The following is a 19765-nucleotide window of genomic DNA, read 5'->3' as shown; positions in this document are numbered from 1 at the left end:
CAACGACAGTTTTAGGGAGAGCAACATGTCCAAAGGGCAGTCCCTTCAAGACCCGTACCTGAACATTTTGCGCAAGGAGCGCATTCCGGTCTCTATTTTCCTGGTAAACGGCATTAAGCTGCAGGGCCAGATTGAATCGTTTGACCAGTTTGTCATCTTGTTGCGCAATACCGTCAGTCAGATGGTTTATAAACACGCTATTTCCACGGTGGTGCCTTCGCGCAACGTGCGTTTGCCGGCACAAGACCCTTCAGCACCCGATGCTGAAATCTAACACCGCTGGATAGCAAGAGAGTCCATGAGGTATTGATTGTTTTTTGAACGCCCAGACGCCGGTGAAACGGCAGTACTTGTTCACGTAGATTTCTATGATGAGCAGGCACGTGAAGACCCGGGTGAGTTCTTGGAGCTCGTGCGCTCTGCTGGCGCAGAGCCCGCGACATTGCTCACAGCCAGCCGACAGCGCCCTGATTCCCGCACCTTCATCGGGTCAGGAAAGCTGGAGGAGCTGCGGGCAATGCTCGCAGCTCATCACGCTGAACTGGTCATCTTCAACCACAGTTTGAGTCCCTCCCAGCAGCGCAACCTTGAGCAAGAACTCAAGTGCCGCGTATTGGACCGTACGGGTCTGATACTCGATATTTTTGCGCAGCGGGCACGAACGCACGAAGGTAAGCTGCAGGTAGAGCTTGCCCAGCTCGAGTACATGTCTACGCGCCTCATTCGCGGTTGGACACACCTTGAGCGACAAAAAGGCGGGATCGGCTTACGCGGTCCCGGTGAAACACAGCTAGAAACCGACCGTCGTTTATTACGCGGTCGTATCAAGTCGATTCATAAGCGCTTGGATAAAGTGCGCAGCCAGCGGGAGCAGAACCGGCGCGCCCGCGCCCGTGCAGAAATCCACAGCGTATCGCTGGTGGGCTATACCAACGCGGGCAAGTCGACCCTGTTCAATGCGCTGACCAGTGCCGAAGTTTATGCAGCGGACCAGCTCTTTGCTACCCTGGACCCGACGCTGCGACGTTTGGAAATCGAAGACGTAGGGCCGGTCGTCATGGCCGATACCGTCGGCTTCATTCGTCACTTGCCGCACAAGCTGGTCGAGGCTTTCCAGGCAACGCTGCAAGAGGCGGCAGAAGCCACGCTGCTCGTGCATGTGATCGACGCTGCCGACCCTGATCGCGAACTCAACGTCGAGCAGGTCGATAACGTGCTGAAAGAGATCGGGGCGGATAACGTGCCGGTGCTCAAAGTAATGAACAAGATCGACAAGCTGGACAGCGCACCGCGTATCGAGCGCGACGGCCACGGTGTTCCCGACGTGGTTTGGCTGTCTGCTCAGCAGGGCCAGGGGCTAGAACTGCTCCATGAAGCCCTCACCGAGCGACTCGCCAACGACGTGATTGGTTTTTCGCTTACTCTTTCCCCAGAGCAGGGAAAGCTGCGTGCCGGTCTGCACGAGCTCAATGCCGTGCGCGAAGAGAGCTTCGACGAGCAGGGGCGCTCTGTATTGGATGTGCGCTTGCCAAGGCGCGACTTCAATCAGCTGATGGCTCAGCTGGGCATGCGTGCCAATACCTATTTACCAGAAGCATTACGCGAATCTGACGAATGGTAGCCCATCGAGTACCTGCCCGTAGTCATTGGCTGTAAAGGTATGGTACAAGATTGATATAGCAACAATATCAAAAGCACCCGGCCTTGCATTCAGTATCAAGGCAAAGTGCAGGTGAACACCTTAGTGGAGACGAAGTATGGCCTGGAATGAGCCCGGTGGTGGCAACCAGCACGACCCCTGGAGCGGTGGCGGCCGACGTGGTAACGGCGGTGATCGCGGTGGGAACAATGGTGGTGGAAACAACGGCGGCAATAATGGTGGCAACAACCAGGGGCCACCTGACTTGGATGAGGCGCTGAAAAAGTTCCAAGACAAGCTCAACGGCATGCTGGGTGGCAGCGGCAAGAAGAGCGGCGGCGGTGGCAGCGGCAAGAGTGGCGGCGGCAAGCCGCGTAACTCTTTTGCACTGCCCGGTCTTCTGCTCATCGTGGCGCTGGCCATCTGGGGAGCCTCGGGCTTCTACCTCGTGGACCAGTCGGAGCGTGGCGTCGTGCTGCGTTTTGGCGAGTACCAGGGCATCGTCGAGCCGGGCCTTCAGTGGAATCCGCCGCTCATCGATGACGTGCGCATGGTCAACGTGACGCGCGTACGCTCTGTTTCTCAGACTCAGTCCATGCTGACGCGTGACGAAAACATCGTCGAAGTGGAAATTTCTGCCCAGTACCAGGTCGCCAATCCGCGTGATTTCGTGCTGAACGTTCGTGATCCAGCGCTCTCCATCGAGAACGCCCTGGACTCGGCGCTGCGTCACGTGGTTGGTGGTACGGACATGATCGATATCTTGACCTCTGGTCGTGAGATACTCGGTAGCTCCGTCGCGAGCCGTCTGCAAACGTATCTGGATGCCTACGGCGCCGGTATTCGTCTACAAACCATCAACATCGAATCCACGTCGGCGCCTGCGCCCGTCATCGATGCTTTCGATGACGTTATTCGTGCCCGCGAAGATCGTCAGCGGACGATCAACGAAGGTATGGCGTATGCCAACGCGATCATCCCGGCCGCACAGGGTCAGGCGCAGCGTATCGTCGAGCAGGGGCAGGGGTATCGTGAGTCGGTCGTGGCAGAAGCGCAGGGTCAAGCCAACCGCTTCAACGCGCTGCTGACCGAGTATCGCAACGCGCCTGAGATCATGCGTGAGCGTATGTACCTGGATGCCATCGAAGAAGTCTTCGGTGGAACGCCAAAAGTCCTTTTGGACGTGAGTGAAAATGCGCCGTTGATGTATTTGCCGCTCGATCAGATGCGCGGTAACAGTGGTAATGACAGCCGCTCAACGAGCGATGACGGTAGCGACAGCAACAGCGATGCGATCGACCCGCGCGTGCTGGAGTCGCTGCGCGGTAGCCAAAGCAACGCTTCCTCATCGTCGTCATCGAGCAATAACCCCATTCGCAGGGAGGGCCGCTAAATGATTAATAATCGATCCCTGCTTATCGTAGGTGGTTTGGCCGCCGTGGCGTGGCTGGCGAGTAACAGTCTGTATGTCGTGGATGAAACCGAGCGCGCGGTGAAACTGCGCTTTGGTGAGGTCATCGAAGAGAATATTCAGCCCGGCCTGCATGCGAAAATTCCGATTGCGCAGACCATTCGCAAATTCGACGTTCGCCTTCTGACGCTGGATACGGATACCAGCCGTTATTTGACCCTTGAGCAAAAGGCGGTCATCGTCGACTCTTACGTCAAGTGGCAGGTCGTCAACCCGACTCGCTACTACGAGGCCACCGCTGGCGATGAAATGATGGCGATTCGCCTGATTCAGCCGCGAGTGGATGAGAGTCTGCGTAACGAATTCGGTCGTCTGAACCTTCAGGAAATCATCGCCGAGCGCCGTGATGACCTGATGACCGGACCCACCGAAGAGCTGGACCAGCTGATGCGTGAAGAGCTGGGCGTGGCGATTCGCGATATTCGTATCAAGCGTATCGACCTGCCCGAAGACGTATCGGCAGCAGTCTTCGAGCGTATGCGCTCAGAGCGTGAGCGTGAAGCCCGTGAGTGGCGTGCTCAGGGTCAGGAAGAGGCCGAGCGGATTCGGGCGAATGCCGATCGCCGCCGTCAGGTACTGCTGGCCCAAGCGAACGAGCGTGCCGAAACCCTGCGCGGTGAAGGCGATGCCGAAGCGGCTGCGATCTTCTCGGAAGCTTATAGCCAGGATCAGGAGTTCTTCGCCTTCTGGCGCAGCCTGAACGCCTACCGCGAAAGCTTCGCTGGCGACGGTAACCTGCTGGTGCTCGAGCCGGATAGCGACTTCTTCCGCTATCTACGCAGCGCCGTTCCCGACAGCGCCGAGTAATGCGCCAACCCCGTCAAGCACTGCGCTTGGCGGGGTTCACCTCGCGCATAAACGTGATAGACTTTATCTACCGGGCGTCGCCCGGTTTTTTTGTGGCCCTCGTTTCGTGAACGTTCCACACAGCGCCCGGTAAGGCGGTGGGTGGTGTCGTTAGAAAGGGCCTTCATCGTCTCGCAGGATTGTTCACATGACCATCGCTGACCGCTGGCTATTGCCCGACGGCATGGATGAGGTGCTGCCGCCTCAGGCAAGCCGCATGGAAGAGCTGCGCCGTGCGCTGCTCGATCTTTACCATTGCTGGGGCTACGACCAGGTAATGCCGCCGCCGGTGGAGTTTCTGGACTCCTTGCTGACAGGTACCGGCACGGACCTCGACCTTCAAACGTTCAAGCTGACCGACCAACTGACGGGCCGCATGATGGGCGCATCTGCCGATGTGACGCCCCAAGTCGCACGTATGGACGCTCATTCCCTCAAACGCCAAGGCCCCGTGCGTCTGTGTTACTGCACCAACGTGCTGCGCGCAAAAGCCGACCAGCATCAGGGTGGCCGAAGCCCCGTGCAGGTTGGGGTAGAGTTGTTTGGTCATGCTGGGCTCGAAGCTGACAGTGAAATCATCCATTTGGCGCTGGCCAGTCTCCACGCAGCAGGTGCCAACGAGATCCACTTGGCGCTGGGCCATATCGGTATTTACCGCAGTCTCGTGGAAGCGGCGGCTCTCAACGCCGAGCAAGAGCGCGCGCTGTTCGAAGCGCTGGCGCTTAAATCACCGGGGCAGCTGGCCGAGCAGGTAAACGCCAGTGTCAGCGATCCCGTGCTGGCGGATATGCTGATGGCACTGGGCGAGTTGCACGGTGATGCTAGCGTGCTGAGTGAAGCGCGCGAACGTTTTGCCGGGGCGCCTGCACCTGTCACGGCTGCGCTAGATCAGCTCGAATCGCTTTATAAGGGCGTCCTGGCACGCTTCGACGTCTCGCTCTATTTTGATCTAGCGGAGCTGCGTGGTTATCAGTATCACACGGGCATGATGTTCGCGGCCTACGTGCCGGGTTACGGCCATGCGCTGGCCAAGGGCGGGCGCTATGATGATACCGGTCGTGCGTTTGGCCGTGCGCGGCCAGCCACCGGCTTCTCGATGGATCTGAAACAACTGGCATCGCTGGCGCTGGCGTCACCCAGCCGGGGTGCAATTTGGGCGCCTGCCCAAGAAGAAGAGTCGCTTAACGCTGCCATTGTGGCGCTGCGTGAGCAGGGTGAACGCGTAATTCAAGCGCTGCCTGGGCAGCGTACTGGGCCGGCGGAGCACAGCTGTGACCGCCGTCTTGAGTTTATCGATGGTCGTTGGCAGACAACGGCCCTGACACAAGAGACGAGTGCATAATGGGTAAGAATGTCGTAGTCCTGGGTACCCAATGGGGCGATGAAGGCAAAGGCAAGATCGTTGACCTGCTCACCGAATCCGCGTCTGCCGTCGTGCGCTTCCAAGGCGGTCACAATGCGGGTCACACGCTGGTCATCGACGGTGAGAAAACCGTTCTTCACCTGATCCCCTCGGGTGTATTGCGCCCGGGAAAAACCTGCGTGATTGGTAACGGCGTCGTGCTGTCACCGGAAGCGCTGATCAAAGAGATTCGCGAGCTGGAAGCGAAGGGCGTTCCCGTACGTGAGCGTCTGCGTCTCTCGCCAGCGTGTCCGCTGATCTTGCCTTATCACGTGCGTCTCGACCAAGCCCGTGAGAAGGCGCGTGGCGTGGCCAAGATCGGCACCACTGGTCGCGGCATTGGCCCGGCGTACGAGGACAAGGTCGCACGTCGTGGTCTGCGGTTGGGGGATATGCTCCACCGTGAGCGTTTCGCGTCCAAACTGGGCGAAGTGCTCGATTACCACAACTTCGTGCTGGTGAATTACCACGGCGAGCAGGCGGTCGATTTCCAGGAAGTGCTGGACAGCGCCATGCAGATGGCCGAAGAGCTGCGCCCCATGGTCAGCGATACGGTGAGCATGGTGCACGATCTGCGTAAAGCGGGCGAGAACATTCTGTTCGAAGGTGCCCAAGGCTCGCTGCTGGATATCGATCACGGTACCTACCCCTATGTGACCAGTTCGAACACCACCGCGGGTGGTACGGCGACTGGTTCTGGTGTCGGTCCGCTCTACCTGGACTACGTGCTGGGTATTACCAAAGCCTATACCACCCGTGTTGGCTCTGGCCCGTTCCCCACCGAGCTGTTTGACGACCACGGACGTCATTTGGCCGAGCGTGGGCACGAGTTTGGCGCGACCACCGGGCGTCCGCGTCGCTGTGGCTGGTTCGATGCAGTCGCACTACGTCATGCGGTACAAATCAACTCTGTCTCCGGTATCTGCCTGACCAAACTGGACGTGCTGGACGGTTTGGAAAACATCCGTGTCTGCGTTGGCTACCGCAGCAAAGATGGCGACGTGCTGGACAATCCGGTGGACTCAGAAGGCTACGAAGCCGTAGAACCTCTCTATCACGACCTGCCGGGCTGGAAAGAGTCCACGCTGGGGGCGAAGAAGGTGGAAGACCTGCCCGCCAATGCCCGTGCGTACATCAGCTTCCTCGAAGAGCAGGTGGGTACCAGCATCGACATCATTTCGACCGGCCCAGACCGCGTCGAAACGATCGTACTGCGCAACCCGTTCGAAGGGTAAGTCATCCCTTCATGCGATACCCAAAGGGCGGCTTGGCCGCCCTTTTTCGTGGCTAGAAATCGATGCCGCGTCGAGCTTGAAGCCCGTTGTTGAAGGCGTGGCGGACCTCCTGCATGTCGGTCACCGTGTCTGCCATGGCGACCAGTTCGCGGTGGGCATTGCGTCCAGTGATGATGACTGTTTGTTCCCGAGGTCGATCCAGCAACGCCTGTTTGACGGTGGCGATGTCGAGATAGCCAAATTTCAGCATGTAGGTAATCTCGTCTAGCACCACCAAATAGGTTTCTGGATCTGCCAACATTCGTTGCGCCTCTTGCCAAACCTCCTGGCAGGCTGCGGTATCGGCTTCGCGGTTTTGGGTATCCCAGGTAAAGCCGGTTGCCATGATGGCGACGCTCAAATGGGGATCGTCTTCTAGCCGATTGCGCTCACCACACTCCCACAGCCCTTTGATGAACTGCACCACGCCCACTTTGTATCCATAGCCCAGCGCGCGGGTGACAGTGCCCCACGCGGCGGTGGTTTTGCCTTTGCCGTTCCCCGTGTTGATCAGCAGCAGACCGCGCTGTTCGGTGGCGTTGGCGACTTTTTCGTCCACTCTTGCTTTGAGCTTTTCCATGGACGCTTTATGGCGGGCATCGCGATCACTCATTGTCTCTCCTCGTTGAAAGGCGTCAGGGGTAAGTCAGCAGGTTACGCCAGAGATGCACAATTTAACATCGCCCTAAAACGTATTTGTATAACTTTTTAGGCGCTCTGCAGCGGCCTTGCAGAGTTTATGTGCAGCTTTTGCCAAGAGAATTGGCCGGTTGGGTGCTTGCTGCTCTAGAATGGTGGGTCATGTCTTGTCAGGAACATTGTCATGCCCTCATTTGATATTGTGTCAGAGTTCGACCAGCACGAAGCCGCCAATGCGGTGGACCAAGCCAATCGTGAAGTGCAGTCACGCTTCGACTTCAAAGGCGTCGATGCCAGCTTCACGTTGGAAGGAGATAAAGTACAGCTCGAGGCCGAGGTGGATTTTCAGCTCAAGCAAATGCTGGACGTATTGCGTAACCGCCTGATTGCTCGCGGTATCGATGCGCGTTGCATGGATGTCAAAGAGGCTGTGCTGTCGGGCGTCAAGGCGCGTCAAGAGGTGGTGTTAAAGCAGGGGCTCGACCAAGCTGAAGCCAAAGACGTGGTCAAGCGCATCAAAGCCAGCAAGTTGAAGGTGCAGGCTCAGATTCAGGGTGAGAAAGTGCGCGTAACGGGCAAAAAGCGCGATGACCTGCAGAGCGTCATGGCGCTGCTGCGCGGTGAAGAGGGGCCCGACTTGCCGCTGCAGTTCGACAACTTCCGCGATTGACGATCATAAGAAATGTTCACTGAGTAGCGCAGCGTTTGCGCTACTCGATTACTGAAAAGCTTACAGGAGTTTCGCACTATGTCTGATCCGCAGCCGGTTTATTTAAGCGACTATCAGCCGCCCGCCTACCACGTGACCCATACCGAGCTGACGTTTGATCTTGACCCCACCGAGACCCGTGTGAAAGCACGCCTGACCATGCAGCGCCACCCAAGCGCCGACGCCTCTGCACCGCTGGTGCTCAATGGCGAGCACCTATCGCTGTGCGCGCTTGCCATCGATGGGCAGGCATTGAGCGACACCGATTACCAGCTCACCGATGAAACGCTAACGATTGCCCACGTACCGGCGACCTTTACGCTAGAAAGCGACGTTGCGATATCGCCCAGCAGCAATACGGCCCTGGAAGGGCTTTACCAGTCGAACGGCATGTACTGCACCCAGTGTGAAGCGGAGGGTTTTCGCCGCATCACCTATTACCCGGATCGCCCCGATGTCATGGCCACGTTCAAGGTCACGGTCATCGGTGATGCACACAAAGAGCCGGTACTGCTTGCCAACGGCAACCCCATCGCGCAGGGCCAGCTAGAGGGCGGTCGGCACTTCGTGACCTGGGAAGATCCGCATCCCAAACCCTGCTACCTGTTTGCGCTGGTGGCAGGCGATTTGAAGAAAGTCGAAGACCACTTCACGACCATGAGTGGCCGCGACGTCACGCTGCAGCTCTGGGTAGAAGAAGAGAATCTCGACAAAACCGACCATGCCATGGCCTCACTCAAGCGAGCCATGCGCTGGGATGAAGAGACGTATGGCCGTGAGTACGATCTGGACCTGTTCATGATCGTGGCGGTAAATGATTTCAACATGGGCGCGATGGAGAACAAAGGGTTAAATATCTTCAACTCTGCCGCTGTGCTAACGCATCCCAAGACTGCCACCGATGCGGCGTTTCAAAACGTCGAGGGGATCGTTGCCCACGAGTATTTCCACAACTGGTCGGGGAATCGCGTTACCTGCCGCGACTGGTTCCAGCTCTCGCTAAAAGAGGGCTTCACGGTGTTCCGCGATCAGTGTTTCTCTGCAGATACCAATTCAGCGCCCGTCAAACGTATCCAAGACGTGTCGTTTTTCCGCACCGCCCAGTTTGCCGAAGACGCAGGGCCTACGGCACATCCGATTCGTCCGGATCACTACATCGAAATCACCAACTTCTACACCCTGACCATCTATGAAAAAGGGGCAGAAGTGGTGCGCATGCTCCGCAACCTGCTGGGGTGGGAGGCCTTCCGCCGTGGCTCGGATCTCTATTTCGAGCGCTTTGACGGGCAGGCCGTGACGATCGAAGACTTCGTGGGCTGCATGGCCGAGGTATCGGACATCGATTTAAGCCAGTTCATGCGCTGGTACTCCCAGGCAGGCACGCCGGAAATCGATGCCCACGGTGAGTACGACTATGCCAATGCCGAGTACCATTTGACGCTACGTCAGCGCACGCCAGCCACGCCCGGACAGCCGGACAAACAGCCGCTGCACATTCCGGTACGCATGGGCTTGGTGGGCACCAAATCCGGTCAGGACTTAACGCTCACGCTCGACGGCAATAAGATCGGGAAAGACGCGGTCATTCACCTGACCGACGATGAGCAGACCTTCATCTTCACGGAAGTGGCCGAGGCGCCCGTGCCGTCGCTACTGCGCGATTTTTCCGCACCGGTGAAGCTGCACTACCCGTACTCCCGTGAAGACTTGGCATTTCTGTTGACCCACGATAGCGATGGTTTTAACCGTTGGGATGCGGGTCAGCGATTAGCGATGCTGGCATTGGATGATCTGATTGCGGCCCATCGTAACGGCGTCGAAAAAGTGATGGATGGCCGGGTAGTCGACGCGTTCCGTACGCTTTTGACCTCTTCCATGGACGATAAAGCGGTACTGGCCGAAATGCTGACACTGCCTTCGGAAGCCTATATCGCCGAACAGCAGCCAATCGTAGACGTAGATGCCATTCACGCTGCCCGCGAGTTCGTGCGCCAATCCCTGGCGCTGGCGCTGCGCGATGAGTTTCTTGCCGTCTATAAAGCGAACGGTAGTCAAGCCCCCTACGCCCCGACGCCTGAACAAATTGCGCAGCGCAGTCTCAAAAACGTGGCGCTCTCGTATCTGATGTCCATCGAAGACGAAGAGAGCGTAGCGCTGTGTGAAGCGCAGTTTGCCGCTGACCACAACATGACCGATGTGCGCCACGCGCTGACGCTGCTCGTTCACAGTGATCGTGACGACGTGTCGACGCCTGCTTTGAAAGCCTTCGGGGAAACCTGGGCCCACGATCCGCTGGTGATGGATCAGTGGTTCACGATTCAGGTATCGCGCCCGCAGCCCGACGTATTGGAGCGCGTGGAGTACTTGATGCAACACCCCGCGTTCTCTATGAAGAACCCCAACAAGGTGCGTGCTTTGATTGGCGCCTTTGCGCAAAACCGGGTCAACTTCCACCGTCTGGATGGCAAAGGGTATGCGCTACTGGCGAATGCGGTGATCGAACTCAACCGACTCAACCCTGAAATTGCGGCGCGGTTGATTACCCCTTGACCCGTTGGCAACGGTTCGATGAAACACGCCAGCAGCTCATGCGGGCCGAACTCGAACGGATCAAACGAGAGCCGCTATCGTCCAATGTGTTCGAGGTCGTCGAAAAAGCGCTGGCATAAGGTGTAGCCAGTGAATTAACCATGGAGAGGGACGTCGCCGGTGACAGATTCACAGCAGTGTTATTTACTGATTATCAACGGTAAGTCTGCCGGAAATCCGGCGCTACGCGACGCCGTCGAGGCGCAGCGCAAGGCAGGGACGCCCATTATCGTGCGGGCGACGTGGGAGGGCGGTGATGCCGCCGAGTTTGCGGCGCAAGCCCCGGATTTGGGGGCAACGCGCGTCATCGCCTGCGGTGGCGATGGTACAGTCAACGAAGTGGTCAACGGCCTCATGCGCCTGCCCCACGACCATCGTCCTGCCCTGGGTGTCGTGCCGCTGGGCAGCGCTAATGACTTTGCCACATCGGTGGGCCTGCCTTTGGAGCCGGATCAAGCGCTAACGGCTGCCCTGGAGTTATCACCGGCGCCAATCGATGTCATCCGCATGACGGCAGAGGCTGGTGGTGAACAGTCGGTGTGCTATTACGTCAACATGACCACCGGCGGTTTCGGCGCGGAAATCACGTCGTCCACGCCCAAGACGTTGAAACGCATGTTGGGAGGCGGAGCCTACTCGTTGATGGGCGCGCTCAAGGCGTGGCGACATCGCAGTTATCGCGGCACGCTGCACTGGAGCGACCATGAGCAGGCAGCGTCGCTGCTGCTGCTGGCGCTGGGCAACGGGCGGCAGTCTGGGGGGGGCAGGTCCTGGCCCCCGTGCCAAGCTCGATGATGGCCGGTTGGACGTGCTGCTGGTGAAGGATTTTCACTCGGTGACGGAGCTACCAGCGCTGCTCGGCGAGCTTCAGCAGTTTCCGGCAGAAGGGCGCTATGTGCGCTACTTTACCGCTAGCCAACTGACCGTCACGACTCAGCCCGATGATGAACCCTGGCCGCTGACGCTGGATGGTGAAGCCAAGCGCTACGAGCGATTTAGCGCGGAAGTCGTTCCCCTGGCGTTGAAAGTGCTGCTGCCAGAAGACTGCACGCTGCTCTCCGCCCACGACCGCCACTAATGAATTTGACTCGTTAAGGAGCATCACTCGATGACGTACCGTGTATGGATGCCGCTATTGGCCAGTTTGGCGCTTTTATTGAGCGCCTGTGGCGATAGCCAAGAGGAGGCTAACGTCCTGCCTGAGGAGAACGCTGCCGAGCAGACCAGCGAGCCATCGGCCAGCGAGCCTGATGAGAGTGGCGATAGCGTAACGCCTTCCCCCACGCAGGCGGACGACGAAAGCGAAGCGCAACCAGCGTCTGACGCACCAGAACAAGCCGATGACGGAGACGACGCGCCGTCCGACGCCAATGCATCGACATCGGAGGCTTTACAGGCAGACGAAGAGACCCTCGCCGCCGATCCTGATGAAGCTCTGGACGAAGCCAGCGCGATGCCCGGTGAAACGACCCGTTCAGACGTAGACGACGTGATCGCTGAAACCGAGCGTCGTTTCGAAGAGGCGCAGCGCCAGTTGGAGCAGCAGTTCCAAGAAATCGAACAGCAGTCTCCTGAGCTGACCCCCATGGAGAGCGATCCAATCGAGCCAAGCTGGGAGCGCGATAGTAACCTGCCCGAGAGCTCCCCACTAGAAGGTGAATTGGAAGCTCGGGATGTGGATGCGCTCATCGAAGATACCGAGCGTCAGTTCGAAGAAGCCCAGCAGCGTTTAGAGGAGCAGTTCCAGGCACTGGAGAACGAGGAACCCCTGAATGGCGCGACGCTGGAAACGGACGAGCGACAACATCGCGATCTCGGCGACGATCAGCGCCTGGAAGAGCGTTCTGACGAGGGCGATAGCGACGAACAAGAGGCCGAAAGTCCTACGGACGGCACGAGAGATACATCGTCCTAAGAACTAACATCTCAACAATAAAAAAGGCCCGCATCGGCGGGCCTTTATCCATTCGGTGCGAGTTACGCAACGCGAATGTTGGAAGCCTGAAGGCCTTTTTTACCCTGAGTCACCTCGAAGCTGACTTTCTGACCATCTTGCAGGGTCTTAAAACCTTCAGCTTGAATTTCGGAGAAGTGGGCAAAGAGATCGTCACCGCCGTCATCGGGAGAGATGAAGCCGTAACCTTTGGTGTCGTTGAACCACTTGACAGTGCCAGTTGCCATCGTTCATATCCTTAACGTGCTTAATGATTGAGCAGGCGGCTCAGTGCCGACCTGCCAAATCCACTTTAGAAGCAAATAATCAGCACGTCCAGTGACGTGGTTAAGATTCTTTATCACTCAGCGAGCCAAGTTCATGATGGAACTCAACCTGATCGACGCGCAGTTCATTTCCTTCGTGGTGGCGATCACGCTGCTCTCGATAAGTCCCGGCGTCGATACGCTTTTAGTGATTCGTAATACCGCACGGGGCGGCATTCGCGACGGTATTGCGACGAGCGTGGCCATTTGCTGTGGTTTGTTCGTTCATGCCACCGTCTCGGCATTGGGTATTTCCTTCATTTTGTTGCAGTCGGCCTGGGCGTTCAACATGCTGAAGTTGGCAGGGGCGGCGTATTTGATTTGGCTGGGGGTCACGAGCCTATTGGCAGCCCGCCGAGGAACGCCGCTACCGGTGAAGGGCGTAATGAATGAGGCGGTGTCGGTACCGCTCTGGCAACCGATCAAAGAGGGGCTACTGTCGAATGTGCTGAACCCCAAAACCGTGGTGTTCTACATGGCTTTTTTGCCACAGTTCATCGCGCCTAGTGACCCTGCGCTGATCAAGTCGCTTTGGTTGGCAGGCGTGCACTTCGTGATTGCCAATATTTGGCAAATCAGCGTCGTGCTCATGGTCGGTGGGGCGAGTAAATGGCTGGCCAGCGCACGCTTTGCGCAAACCTTGAATGCGGCCACCGGCGCGGTGTTGGTGGTTTTTGGCGTGCGACTCGCCCTAGAACAACGCCCGGTATAACCGGGCGTTGTGGGGGCGGTGGCAAAACGGGTAGGTAAGGGTTAGCGCTGTACGAGGGCCCGGTCGTAGCGCACGGCCTGCTCGCTTTCGTTGAGTAGCGACACTCCTTCGCTGCTGCCGCCATTGGCTAAGCTCTCAAAAATGACGCGATAGCTCAGCACCGCCTGGACGTAATCGCGTGTTTCGCGAAACGGAATGCTCTCCACGAAAAGGTCGAACGACTCCATGCTGTGGGTGCCCAGCCACTGGTCGACTCGGCCAGGGCCTGCGTTATAAGCGGCCGTGGCGGCGAGACGGTTGCCTCGGTATCGGTTGAGCTTGTCGCGCAAATAGGTGCTTCCTAGGCGAATGTTGAGTTCTGGTTCCAGCACGCCGTATGGGCCAGGGTCGTTCAGCCCTAATTGGCGGCTCACCTGTGTGGCCGTGCCAGGCATCAATTGCATCAAGCCACGTGCTCCGGCAGGCGATAGCGCCACCGGGTTATAAGCGCTTTCACGACGCGTAATGGCCATGAGTAGGTAGGGGTCCACGCCGGTCTGCTGGCCCCACTGCATGAAGCTCTCCCGATAGGCGGGGGGGAAGCGCCACTCCAGTGTGTCCCACATCTCGCCTGCAATGGTGGTTTGCACCAAGCGGGCGTACCACTGCTGATGGGCGGCGTAGTCGGCCAGGGCGCGGGCTTGCTGGGGCGTGCCCTGTTGAACGGCATAGAGCCACTCGCTATTGGCCAGTCCCTCTTCACCGATTCGCAGCAATGCCTCGGTCCGCTGCACGACCGGTAGCCGTGCCGTCTGCTCCCGGGTAGTGTCATCGAAGTGATGGCGCTCGTGGTTGAGCCGATACGGTTGACCGACTTTATCGGCGGCGGCGAAGCCATAGAAACTGCGATCAGTGGCCGCTTGCTGATAACGCGCCGCGGCTGCGTCGCGATTGCCGAGCTGCTCGTTGGCACGGCCCAGCCAATACTGCCAGCGGCTGCTCGTTTGCTGGCTCTCGGGCATTTCAGCAATCCAGTGCATGACGTCGGTCCACTGACGGTCCGCCAGGGCGCGCCGCACCCGTAGCTCCAACACACGCTCGCTGTCGAGCGAGGGCAAGACGCTATCCACCCACGCCAGCGTGCCAGGTACCTCGCGCACGAGGGCGTAAAACGCGAGCTCTTCATCGATGACTTGGCGTTCTGACGGCGTCAGGTTCAAGCGAGGCGAGAGCTGTTGCCAGGCGGCGAAAGCAGCAGGCGTGTCGTCCCGGGTCAGGCGCTGCATGGCGGCCTGGTAAAACGCCGCCGTGGCTCTGCACTCTGGGCCTAGGCAGGTGGGGGCGCTCGTGATGGCGCTGGGAGTGTTGCTCACCGTCTCCACCGTGTCGAGGGCCGTTTGCCACTGGTTGCTAAGCAGTCCACCCAAATAGTTGCTCAGCCGTGTTTCGCCCGCTTGCCAGGCCAGCATCTTACGCTCCCAGATGGCCGTCGCATCGATCGTGCCATCGGCCCGTAAACGGTCGAACAGTGGATCACAGGCGTCCGGTTGCGAACTGCCCACCCGCCACAGGGCCAAGCCCGCCTGGCGTGAGCGCTCTGGCTCGCGGTCGAGTAGCGCGGTGTAGTAGTAACACTGGCGCGCCGTTCCGGCGGGCTCGCCATTGGCGACGGTGAGTAGATCGCCGTAGCGTCCCGCATGACCATAATTGGCAATTGCCTGGCCGCGCATCCACTCCGATAGGGGGGAGTCCGCATACTGATCGATGAATTGCAGTACTTGGCTGGCGGCCACGTTGGGCAACTGGTTACGTAACCGGTGATACGCCACGTAGCCGCTGAGAACGTGCCCTTCGATGGCGCGCTCATCGATGTGTTGCCACTGCTGCTGGCGAGCGGCGTTCAGCGCATCGCGCATGGCCTCATCGGACGCCGCCCAGGCACCGGTGGGCAAGCCGATGATGACCGCTGCGCACAGAGTGCGAAGGGTAGAACGAAATGGCGTAGCCGGCATGGCACTCCCTCTTGCTCGCTGTTGGGGTAAAAGGCGCAATTGTGAACTATACGGACAAGTGAACTATACGGACAGATGGTGTTCTGACAATCGTGACACTTGGAGGATTCGATACGATGGCACGATTATCCGCTTGGGGACTGTTTCGTCGACTAAAAACGCGTGTTTGGGCGGTGAAGCGTATTGCCCGCGCGCTAACACTCTTTTTGCCGATGACTCGCGATGTGCTGAAGGGCGACTTCAGGCCGATTCCTTGGTCTGCGTTTGGCACCATGGCATTGGCGCTGGCGTATTTGGTCATGCCGTTCGATTTGATTCCCGACTTCTTGGTGCTGCTGGGCGTGGTCGACGATGTCTTGATCGTGGGCTGGTTACTGAACCGCGTCGATATGCACTTGGCCGACTACCGCGCCTGGAAGTCTGAAACCGCAGCCGCCGGCGCTTCTTCGCATACACCTTCTTGAAATCCCTTCGCTTATCCCCATATTGATCTCACCATCTTCTCTGCTCCTGCCGATAGGCAGGGGCGTTAAGCAACATGTGATCAATGAGGGCTAAGCGCATGACCACGGCGACCCACGAAGAAACTCTTGGCTTTCAAACGGAAGTTAAGCAGCTCCTAAACCTGATGATCCACTCCCTGTACTCCAACCGGGAGATTTTCCTGCGTGAGTTGATTTCCAACGCCGCAGACGCCTGCGACAAGCTACGCTACGCCGCGCTCGACAACGACGCGCTCTACGAGGGCGACAGCGAGCTGCGTATCGAGATCGAGCACGACCGCGACGCCAACACCATTACGCTGCGTGATAATGGCATTGGCATGAACCGCGAAGACGTCATTGCCAACTTGGGCACCATTGCGCGTTCAGGCACGGCAGAATTCCTGAAGCAGCTCTCTGGCGAGCAGCAAAAAGACGCCAAGCTAATCGGTCAGTTCGGGGTTGGTTTCTATTCCGGTTTCATCGTGGCCGACGAAGTGGCCGTACGTACCCGTAAAGCGGGCACGGCCGCATCGGAAGGCGTCGAGTGGCGCTCCAAAGGCGAAGGCGAGTTTACCGTTGCCGATATCGAGCGTGACGTTCATGGCACGGAAATCACCCTGCATTTGAAAGACGATGCAAAAGAGTTCGCCGACGACTACCGCCTGCAAAGCTTGGTTCGCAAGTACTCTGACCACATCGAAGTGCCGGTGCGCATGCCCAAGGTCGAAACCGCCAAGGATGACGACGGTAACGAGATCGAAGGTAGCGAAGTGACGACGTGGGAAACCGTCAACGAGGCCACCGCGCTGTGGGCTCGCCCCAAGAGCGAGGTCACCGACGACGAATACAAGGCGTTCTACAAGCACGTTGCCCACGACTTCAGCGACCCGCTCACCTGGAGTCACAATAAGGTCGAGGGCAAGCTCGAGTACACCAGCCTGCTTTACGTGCCGGGCCGTGCGCCGTTCGATATGTTCGACCGTGACGGCTCTCGTGGCGTCAAGCTCTACGTGCAGCGCGTCTTCATCATGGACGATGCCGAGCAGTTCCTGCCGCTCTACCTGCGCTTCATCAAAGGGGTGCTGGATACGCGTGATTTGTCGTTGAACGTCTCCCGGGAGCTGCTGCAGCAAGATCCCAAGGTCGACAAGATCAAAGGGGCGCTCACCAAGCGCGCGCTGGACATGCTCAAGAAGCTGTCCAAGGATAGCGAGCAGTATCAAACGTTCTGGAACACCTTTGGCAGCGTGCTGAAAGAGGGGCCGGGTGAAGACTTTGCTAACCGCGAGAAAGTCGCTGGCCTTCTGCGTTTTGCCTCTACCCATACCGATACCGCCACGCAAGAGCACTCGCTGGCCGATTACGTCGAGCGTATGAAAGAGGGACAGAAGAAGATCTACTACGTGGTGGCGGATAGCTTCAACGCTGCGAAGAACAGCCCGCATCTGGAGATCTTCCGCAAAAAAGGCATTGAGGTGCTGCTGCTTTCTGACCGCATCGACGAGTGGCTGATGAGCCATTTGACGGAATTTGACGGTAAGTCGTTTGCCGATGTGGCGAAAGGTGAGCTGGATCTCGGAGATGTCGAAGACGAAGCCGAGAAAAAAGCGCAGGAAGAGACGGCCAAGGCGAAGGAAGATCTCGTGAAGCGCGTCAAAGAAGCGCTAAGCGACGGTGTTCAAGAGGTGAAAATCACTCATCGTCTCACCGATTCCCCTGCTTGCGTGGTGCTGCCCGAGCACGAAATGGGCTATCAGATGCGTCGTATCATGGAAGCGGCCGGTCAGAAATTGCCGGACGTGAAGCCCATTCTTGAGCTCAACCCTAACCATGCCCTGGTGGCGCGTTTGGAAAATGCGCAAGGCGACCTGTTCGGCCAGCTAGCCCATATTTTGCTGGATCAGGCGATCATCGCCGAGGGCGGCCATCTGGACGACCCGGCGGCCTACGTGAAGCGCCTCAATAGCGTGTTGACGGCCTAATGCCTTAAGCTCGTCAATGGCGGCCCGCTTGGTTTACCAAGCGGGCCGCTTGTTTTGTTAAGGTCGTGCTTATCAAAATGGGTGGGGAGCAGGCCCACCATTACGTAGAAGAACTTCAGGACATGGCTATGGCAGAGCAGCAAAGTAATGTCGCGGTGTTGGGGGGCGGGAGTTTTGGCACCGCGCTGGCCAGTATCGCTGCCGACAACGGCGCTAACGTGCGTCAATGGATGCGCGATGACGCGCTGGTCGCGCAGATCAATCAGGAGCATCGCAACGGGCGCTACCTGCCCGACTATGCGATCAATCCAGCCGTAACGGCATCGACCGATTTGAAAACGGTGCTGACGGGCGCTGAACTAGTGCTGATTGCCATCCCGTCGAAAGCGTTTCGCGCCGTGGTGCAAGCGGCCAAACCCTGGCTGACGCCCGAGCAAATTCTGGTCAGTACCACCAAAGGGATCGAGCAGAATAGCTTTTTACTGATGAGCCAGGTGTTGGAGCAAGAGACCGGCTTTCCTCACATCGGCGTCATCGCTGGCCCTAATCTGGCCTCAGAGATCGCCGACAAGCAGCTGACCGCCACGGTGATTGCCAGTGCCGATGCGCTGACGCGCACGCGGGTGCAGCAAGCGTTGGGTTGCCGCTACTTCCGGGTCTACGCCAGCAATGATCGCCATGGGGTCGAGCTGGGCGGTGCGCTAAAGAATATTTATGCCATTGCGGCAGGCATGGCGGCGGCGTTGGGGATGGGAGAAAACACCCGTAGTATGCTGATGACCCGTGCCCTGGCCGAGATGAGCCGCTTCGCCGTTGCCCAGGGGGCCAATCCCATGACCTTTTTGGGGTTGGCGGGCGTTGGCGATCTGATCGTGACCTGTTCGTCTAACCTATCGCGCAACTACCGCGTCGGCCATGCGCTGGGCACGGGGCTTGCGCTAGAGCAGGCGGTAGCCGCGTTAGGGCAGGTGGCCGAGGGGGTCAATACCGTCAAGCTGGTCTGCGCCAAAGCCCGGGAACTGGGTGTTTATATGCCGTTGGCGGAAGGTTTAAATCGCGTGCTTTTCGATGGCGTGCCTGCGCAGGAGATGGCGGGTACGCTCATGCTGGGAGAGCAGAGCAGCGACGTGGAGTTTATCCTGCCCCGAGAAGCGGTTCAGCAGGCGCATCGTGAGCAGGCTCATCAGGATCAGCAAGACAGCGGAGGTCGCCATGAATAGCGGCATGCAGGATTCTTTCAATAGCGTACTGATCATGCGGCATGGTGAAGCCGCCCCCGGCTTCCCTGATCACGCCCGTCCACTCACGCCGCGCGGCGAACGCGAGGCGGAGACGATGGCACGCTGGCTGGCATCGCGTATCGAGCAGGGCGAGCTGGCGCGGCCGACACTCTACGCCAGCCCCTATGTGCGAGCACAACAAACCGCCCAGCGCATCAGCGATGCTCTGGGGGCGCCGCTCAATACGCTGCCCTTCATTACTCCGGAAGACCCGCCCGGCGATGTGAGCGAGTGGCTGCTCAACCATCCTTTCGACACGCCGATCATGCTGGTCAGCCACATGCCGTTGGTAGGCGACTTGGCTGGCCTATTGGTCGAAGGAGCGCCGAGCCAAGGCGTCGGTTTTCCCACCGCAGCCATCGCCGAGTTGGAGGCGGACGTTTGGGCGGCAGGTTGCGCTCAGCTCAAGCGTTTTACGCAGCCCAGTCAGCTCACCTAGTGTGAGCCAAAAAAAAGCGGCTGCCGAAGCAGCCGCTGTTGGACGATG

The 19765-nt window shown here is 58.6% G+C and carries 16 protein-coding genes and 2 pseudogenes; 15 read left to right on the top strand and 3 right to left on the bottom strand.

The window, feature by feature from the left end; translation table 11 throughout:
• The first annotated feature begins 25 nt into the window (after positions 1–25).
• From hfq to CTT34_RS11720, 6 genes are all read left to right on the top strand, one after another.
• A complete protein-coding gene (gene hfq, locus CTT34_RS11745) occupies positions 26–274 on the top strand; it encodes an RNA chaperone Hfq (protein ID WP_159342598.1) in 249 nt (82 codons plus the stop codon).
• Between the two features lie 36 nt (positions 275–310).
• On the top strand, positions 311–1621 hold the full coding sequence (hflX, locus tag CTT34_RS11740) for a ribosome rescue GTPase HflX (RefSeq protein WP_159342597.1): 1311 nt from the start codon (positions 311–313) through the stop codon (positions 1619–1621).
• A 136-nt stretch (positions 1622–1757) separates the two neighbouring features.
• Complete coding sequence (hflK, locus tag CTT34_RS11735; RefSeq protein ID WP_159342596.1) at positions 1758–3032, top strand: FtsH protease activity modulator HflK; 1275 nt, start codon at positions 1758–1760, stop codon at positions 3030–3032.
• Complete coding sequence (gene hflC, locus CTT34_RS11730; protein WP_159342595.1) at positions 3033–3917, top strand: protease modulator HflC; 885 nt, start codon at positions 3033–3035, stop codon at positions 3915–3917. It abuts the gene before it with no gap.
• Between the two features lie 187 nt (positions 3918–4104).
• Positions 4105–5298 (top strand): ATP phosphoribosyltransferase regulatory subunit, encoded by a 1194-nt coding sequence (locus CTT34_RS11725; protein ID WP_159342594.1) that lies wholly within the window; start codon positions 4105–4107, stop codon positions 5296–5298.
• Positions 5298–6593 carry an adenylosuccinate synthase gene (locus CTT34_RS11720; protein WP_159342593.1) on the top strand — a complete coding sequence of 432 codons (1296 nt, stop codon included), beginning with the start codon at positions 5298–5300 and terminating at the stop codon, positions 6591–6593. The genes CTT34_RS11725 and CTT34_RS11720 overlap by 1 nt, the downstream gene beginning before the upstream one ends.
• Positions 6594–6645: 52 nt before the next feature.
• On the opposite strand, the gene cobO is transcribed toward CTT34_RS11720, so the two are convergent.
• On the bottom strand, positions 6646–7245 hold the full coding sequence (gene cobO, locus CTT34_RS11715; protein WP_159342592.1) for a cob(I)yrinic acid a,c-diamide adenosyltransferase: 600 nt from the start codon (positions 7243–7245) through the stop codon (positions 6646–6648).
• Positions 7246–7455: 210 nt separating this feature from the next.
• Between cobO and CTT34_RS11710 the strand changes: the two genes are divergently transcribed.
• The 4 genes and pseudogenes from CTT34_RS11710 (at position 7456) to CTT34_RS11695 (ending at position 12484) form a co-directional block, all read left to right on the top strand.
• Positions 7456–7941: a YajQ family cyclic di-GMP-binding protein gene (locus CTT34_RS11710; RefSeq protein WP_159342591.1), complete on the top strand. Its 486-nt coding sequence runs from the start codon at positions 7456–7458 to the stop codon at positions 7939–7941.
• A gap of 78 nt (positions 7942–8019) precedes the next feature.
• A pseudogene (gene pepN, locus CTT34_RS11705) lies at positions 8020–10649 on the top strand (aminopeptidase N).
• A 40-nt stretch (positions 10650–10689) separates the two neighbouring features.
• A pseudogene (gene yegS, locus CTT34_RS11700) lies at positions 10690–11647 on the top strand (lipid kinase YegS).
• A 30-nt stretch (positions 11648–11677) separates the two neighbouring features.
• Positions 11678–12484, top strand: coding sequence for a prolipoprotein diacylglyceryl transferase (locus CTT34_RS11695; RefSeq protein ID WP_174788527.1), 807 nt, complete (start codon positions 11678–11680; stop codon positions 12482–12484).
• A gap of 62 nt (positions 12485–12546) precedes the next feature.
• Here CTT34_RS11695 and CTT34_RS11690 read toward each other — a convergent pair whose 3' ends face one another.
• Positions 12547–12750, bottom strand: a complete 204-nt coding sequence (locus CTT34_RS11690; RefSeq protein WP_044630763.1) for a cold-shock protein — start codon at positions 12748–12750, stop codon at positions 12547–12549.
• Between the two features lie 133 nt (positions 12751–12883).
• Between CTT34_RS11690 and CTT34_RS11685 the strand changes: the two genes are divergently transcribed.
• Positions 12884–13540 carry a LysE family translocator gene (locus CTT34_RS11685; RefSeq protein WP_159342590.1) on the top strand — a complete coding sequence of 219 codons (657 nt, stop codon included), beginning with the start codon at positions 12884–12886 and terminating at the stop codon, positions 13538–13540.
• Positions 13541–13581: 41 nt separating this feature from the next.
• Here the strand turns inward: CTT34_RS11685 and CTT34_RS11680 are convergent, their stop codons facing one another.
• Positions 13582–15531: a transglycosylase SLT domain-containing protein gene (locus CTT34_RS11680; RefSeq protein ID WP_159342589.1), complete on the bottom strand. Its 1950-nt coding sequence runs from the start codon at positions 15529–15531 to the stop codon at positions 13582–13584.
• A gap of 116 nt (positions 15532–15647) precedes the next feature.
• On the opposite strand from CTT34_RS11680, the gene CTT34_RS11675 reads away from it, so the two are divergent.
• The 4 genes from CTT34_RS11675 (at position 15648) to sixA (ending at position 19717) form a co-directional block, all read left to right on the top strand.
• Positions 15648–15995 carry a YkvA family protein gene (locus CTT34_RS11675; RefSeq protein WP_159342588.1) on the top strand — a complete coding sequence of 116 codons (348 nt, stop codon included), beginning with the start codon at positions 15648–15650 and terminating at the stop codon, positions 15993–15995.
• 98 nt (positions 15996–16093) lie between these two features.
• Positions 16094–17998 (top strand): molecular chaperone HtpG, encoded by a 1905-nt coding sequence (htpG, locus tag CTT34_RS11670; RefSeq protein ID WP_159342587.1) that lies wholly within the window; start codon positions 16094–16096, stop codon positions 17996–17998.
• Between the two features lie 128 nt (positions 17999–18126).
• The gene (locus CTT34_RS11665) at positions 18127–19218 is read left to right on the top strand and encodes an NAD(P)H-dependent glycerol-3-phosphate dehydrogenase (RefSeq protein WP_159342586.1); all 1092 of its coding nucleotides are present in this window, start codon (positions 18127–18129) and stop codon (positions 19216–19218) included.
• Positions 19211–19717 (top strand): phosphohistidine phosphatase SixA, encoded by a 507-nt coding sequence (gene sixA / locus CTT34_RS11660; RefSeq protein WP_254436371.1) that lies wholly within the window; start codon positions 19211–19213, stop codon positions 19715–19717. The genes CTT34_RS11665 and sixA overlap by 8 nt, the downstream gene beginning before the upstream one ends.
• The last annotated feature ends 48 nt before the right edge of the window (positions 19718–19765 follow it).

Source organism: Halomonas meridiana, assembly GCF_009846525.1.
In the GTDB taxonomy this organism is placed as follows: Bacteria; Pseudomonadota; Gammaproteobacteria; order Pseudomonadales; family Halomonadaceae; genus Vreelandella.
This window is presented reverse-complemented; position numbering and strand designations above follow the sequence as displayed.